This window comes from Yoonia sp. (assembly GCF_036007805.1).
In the GTDB taxonomy this organism is placed as follows: Bacteria; Pseudomonadota; Alphaproteobacteria; order Rhodobacterales; family Rhodobacteraceae; genus Yoonia.
In genome coordinates this window covers 1-3,803 of the sequence record NZ_DASYOK010000348.1, presented here as the reverse complement: position 1 = coordinate 3,803, position 3,803 = coordinate 1, and the positions used below count along the sequence as shown (strand labels likewise).

Sequence of the window (3,803 nt, the reverse complement as noted above, 5' to 3'; positions counted from 1 at the left end):
GCGGCTGAAAGTTTGTTCAGTGCGCGCCTCATACTGTCCCCCTGCCAATCCACCCTTATGTGTGGTGTACTATGGAGCAAAATGCACCAAGTTGAAACAGTCATCTATTGCTAAGTATCTGTAAAATATTAATTGTGGTATGTTGTGGAGCATGATGAACCACGGCTTCAATGCTCCCCGACCGCACCAGCTTTGTCCTGATTGTTTATCGGACAGGCGCTGCCGTCCCCCTTCATTTATGCGTCGCGTCCCGGCTCACTTGGGTCGTTCGCGAATATTGCGATCTTGTTGCCATATGGGTCGCGCAGGTAGCCAACGTAGAAATGTGGGCCATAGGTTTCACGAAAGCCCGGTTGGCCCTCGTCCGTTCCGCCGGCGGCAACGGCTGCTGCGTGAAGGGTGCGTACCTGCGCCTGATTGCGCGCCTCGAACGCGATCATTGTCCCGTTCCCGGCAGTGGCGGGCTGCCCGTCGAAGGGCGCTTTGACATAAAAGTCCGGAAGGGCAACAGACTGCCCCGTTTGTTTGGGCAAGATGTAACTCAAGTCACCGTGAAATTCTTCCAGCGTATAACCAAGGTCAGGCAAAAAGGCGGAGTAAAACTGTTCTGCGCGCGCGATGTCGTCAGCACCAACGGTAACATAGGCAATCATCGTGTGCTCCTTCTTGCGCCGTGGCGGCTTGCCAGTGTTTTGGCACAGCGGGTCATGCCCGATCAATCCTGTGCGGCGAACCGGCACTTATGTCGGGTTGGCCTCTAGCCATGCCCCGCTTTCAATTCCGTCCAGCGTCCAGTTCCCGACACGCCATCGCACCAGCCGCAGTGTCGGAAAGCCGATATGCGCCGTCATCCGGCGCACCTGTCGGTTCCGCCCTTCGCTGATGGTCACCTCGATCCATGTATCCGGCACAGATTTGCGAAACCGCACGGGCGGATCACGTTCCCACAAAACGGGCGGATCAATCAGGCGGATTTTTGCGGGGCGGGTTGGGCCGTCTTTGAGCGTGACGCTTTCGCGCAGCGGGGCGATGTCTTTGTCCGTCGGCGCGCCTTCGACCTGTACCAGATAGGTCTTGCTCATCTTGTTTTTGGGGTCCGCAATGCGCGCCTGCAACGTCCCGTCGTCCGTCAATACCAAGAGCCCCTCGCTATCGCGGTCCAACCGCCCTGCAGGATAGACTCCGGGTACATCCACAAAGGCAGAAAGCGTGGGCCGCGGCGACGGGCTTTTGACATCTGTGAACTGCGACAGCACGCCAAAAGGTTTGTTAAGAAGGATCACACGCGACATGCGCCTGAATAACGTGCGTGGTGCCATGCCGTCCATGGTCTTCTGCGTTTCAGTTTTGTTTATGTTTCCCGTGCCATGATATGCGTCGCATGAGCCCCGAAACAGACCTGCGGTATACAGATGTACTCTGGTAACATATTATAAATGAATAACTTTTTGATTTACTTGTGCGCAAACGCGGCTAGTTTATCATCACAGATCACAAAAAAGGCGCGCCAATGCCCCCAATCGCCGACCACCCTTTGCGCTATGCGATGGCGAATGAGTTGCACGCTCGGCCGTTTCCTGCGGTTGAAGCACCCAGCCGCGCGGCCTTTCTGGCGATCAAACCTGCAAGCAATGCCGCGGGCCGTGATCGCGAGGCGGACCGTGCCCATCTGGTTGACCTGCTCGATCGTTTTGGCGCGCAGCATCCCCAGCCGGATGCGACCCACTATTTCGGCAAGATCGGGCGCCATCACCTGAAATGGGAAAGCCATACCGAGTTTGTGACCTACACGATCTTTGGCGAGGGCGTCGCCGACCAGCCTTTCGATGCCGCAACCTTTGCAATTTTTCCCAAAGACTGGCTTGAGGCGGCACCCGGCGTGCGCGTCACCTCTGCGCTGATCCGCATCGAGGTGGCCGACGGGGATGACGGGATCATCGAAAAAGCCCGCGCATGGTTTGTGCCCGAAAGCCTTGCGATCAGTCGGGTGATCGAGGATGATCTGGTTGTCGCCGGTGACTTTCGCATTGATCACCTTGGACACATGCGTTTTGCAGTCTTCGCGCGGCCGCATGTCGGCAACCGCCGTGTCGGCCGTGTGGTCCAGCGCCTGTGCGAAATTGAGACCTACAAATCCATGTCCATGCTGGGTCTCAGCCGCGCGCGTGAACTGGGCCCGCGGATGGCTGCCTTCGATAAAAAGCTGACAGGTCTTCTTGAAGACATGCGCGGATCAGACGGTGATCCTGCCAAGGTCCTGCAGTCCTTGCTCGAGGTGTCGGCCGAGATTGAAAATACGATCGCGCAAACCTCTTTCCGTTTTGGTGCCACGGTCGCCTACGAGAAGATCGTCAACCAGCGGATCGAAGTCCTGCGCGAAACCCGCTTTGAAGGTCGCCAGACCTTTAGCGAATTTATGACGCGCCGGTTTGATCCTGCGATGCGAACTGTGATGTCCTCCAAAGAGCGGCTACATGCGATGTCCGATCGCGCCCTGCGTGCCGGTGATCTCTTGCGTACACGGGTGGACGTGGAACGCTCGGCGCAAAACCAGGAATTGCTGACCAGCATGGACAAACGCGCCGATCTGCAACTGCGCCTGCAGCGCACGGTTGAGGGGCTGTCGGTTGTGGCAATCAGCTATTACGCCGTCAATCTGGTGCTCTATGTCATCGCCCCGATCAGCGAACCTCTGGGCATCGGCAAAGTGCTGATGGCTGCTCTTGCGACGCCGATCGTTCTGCTTTTGGTCTGGCTGATGGTCAATCGCATCCGCAAGCACATGGAATAATCCGTCGCACTTGTGCGGGAAAGAAACCATGTTAACCATTGCCTGAGGTAATGGTGGACTAGCAATGCGTTTCGTTTTGGGATTGATGGCTATATGGGGGGCAGGGACAGCCACAGCTGATGTGCTGCCCGCCCCTTTGACCGATGCGGATTTCGCCCCCGTGCGTGAGGTGGAGGCCCGCTTGGGCCAGCTTTTGTTCTACGATCCCATCTTGTCCGGCAACCGCAACGTCTCTTGCGGCACCTGTCATCATCCGGCGTTCGGCACCGGTGACGGCTTGTCGCTCGGCCTTGGCGATGGTGGCATCGGTCTTGGGCCAAAACGTGTGGCAGATCCTGACAATATGCCCGAACAGCGGATACCGCGAAATGCGCCGGCACTTTTCAACCTCGGCGCATATGAGTTCACGGTGCTCTTCCATGATGGCCGGATCGAGGTCGACCCCGACCGCCCCGGAGGACTGCGGACACCGCTTGATGCCGATATGGTTACCGGCTTTGCCTCGCTGCTTTCCGTGCAAACCATGTTTCCAGTGCTCAGCCCCGATGAAATGGCCGGGCACTACAGCGAAAATGAAATCTCCCAAGCGGTGCGGCGCGGCGTGATCACAGGGCAGGGCGGCGCATGGGACCTGATCTCGCAGCGCGTACGCGACATCCCCGCCTACGCAGACAGTTTTATTGCGACCTATGACCATATCGACGCGCATGATCAAATCACCTTCGCCGATATCTCGAACGCCATCGCGGCCTTCATGGAATTCGAGTGGCGCTCTGACAATGCTCCCTTCGATGCGGTCCTGCGCGGCGAGGCCACCTTGCCCGAACCCGCCGCCACCGGCATGACGCTCTTTTACGGTGAGGCAGGTTGCGCAAGCTGCCACAGCGGCCCGTTTCTGACCGATCATGATTTTCACGCAATGGGTGTCCCCCAGATTGGCCCCGGCAAGGCCGCGCGCTTTGAAAGCCACGCCCGCGACGAAGGGCGTTTCCGTGTGACAGGTGATCCAGCA

At 58.1% G+C, this 3,803-nt stretch carries 4 protein-coding genes; 2 read left to right on the top strand and 2 right to left on the bottom strand.

Features of this window, described 5'->3' with window-relative positions:
• Positions 1 to 236: 236 nt before the first annotated feature.
• Together VGP75_RS18340 and VGP75_RS18335 are read right to left on the bottom strand one after the other, a co-directional pair.
• Positions 237 to 653: a VOC family protein gene (locus tag VGP75_RS18340; RefSeq protein WP_327545029.1), complete on the bottom strand. Its 417-nt coding sequence runs from the start codon at positions 651 to 653 to the stop codon at positions 237 to 239.
• Positions 654 to 740: 87 nt separating this feature from the next.
• The gene (locus tag VGP75_RS18335; RefSeq protein WP_327545030.1) at positions 741 to 1,292 is read right to left on the bottom strand and encodes a pseudouridine synthase; all 552 of its coding nucleotides are present in this window, start codon (positions 1,290 to 1,292) and stop codon (positions 741 to 743) included.
• A 218-nt stretch (positions 1,293 to 1,510) separates the two neighbouring features.
• Here VGP75_RS18335 and VGP75_RS18330 point away from each other — a divergent pair, with 218 nt between their 5' ends.
• Entirely contained in the window at positions 1,511 to 2,791 is a 1,281-nt protein-coding gene (locus tag VGP75_RS18330) for a DUF3422 family protein (protein ID WP_327545028.1), read from the top strand.
• A gap of 64 nt (positions 2,792 to 2,855) precedes the next feature.
• The coding region (locus VGP75_RS18325) for a cytochrome-c peroxidase (protein WP_327545027.1) at positions 2,856 to 3,803 on the top strand (948 nt) is incomplete at its 3' end.

Bases quoted from the DNA above. Each gene is read 5' to 3' on its own strand.
- VGP75_RS18330 (WP_327545028.1), top strand. From the start codon at position 1,511: ATGCCCCCAATCGCCGACCACCCTTTGCGCTATGCGATGGCGAATGAG.
- VGP75_RS18340 (WP_327545029.1), bottom strand. From the start codon at position 653: ATGATTGCCTATGTTACCGTTGGTGCTGACGACATCGCGCGCGCAGAA.
- VGP75_RS18335 (WP_327545030.1), bottom strand. From the start codon at position 1,292: ATGTCGCGTGTGATCCTTCTTAACAAACCTTTTGGCGTGCTGTCGCAG.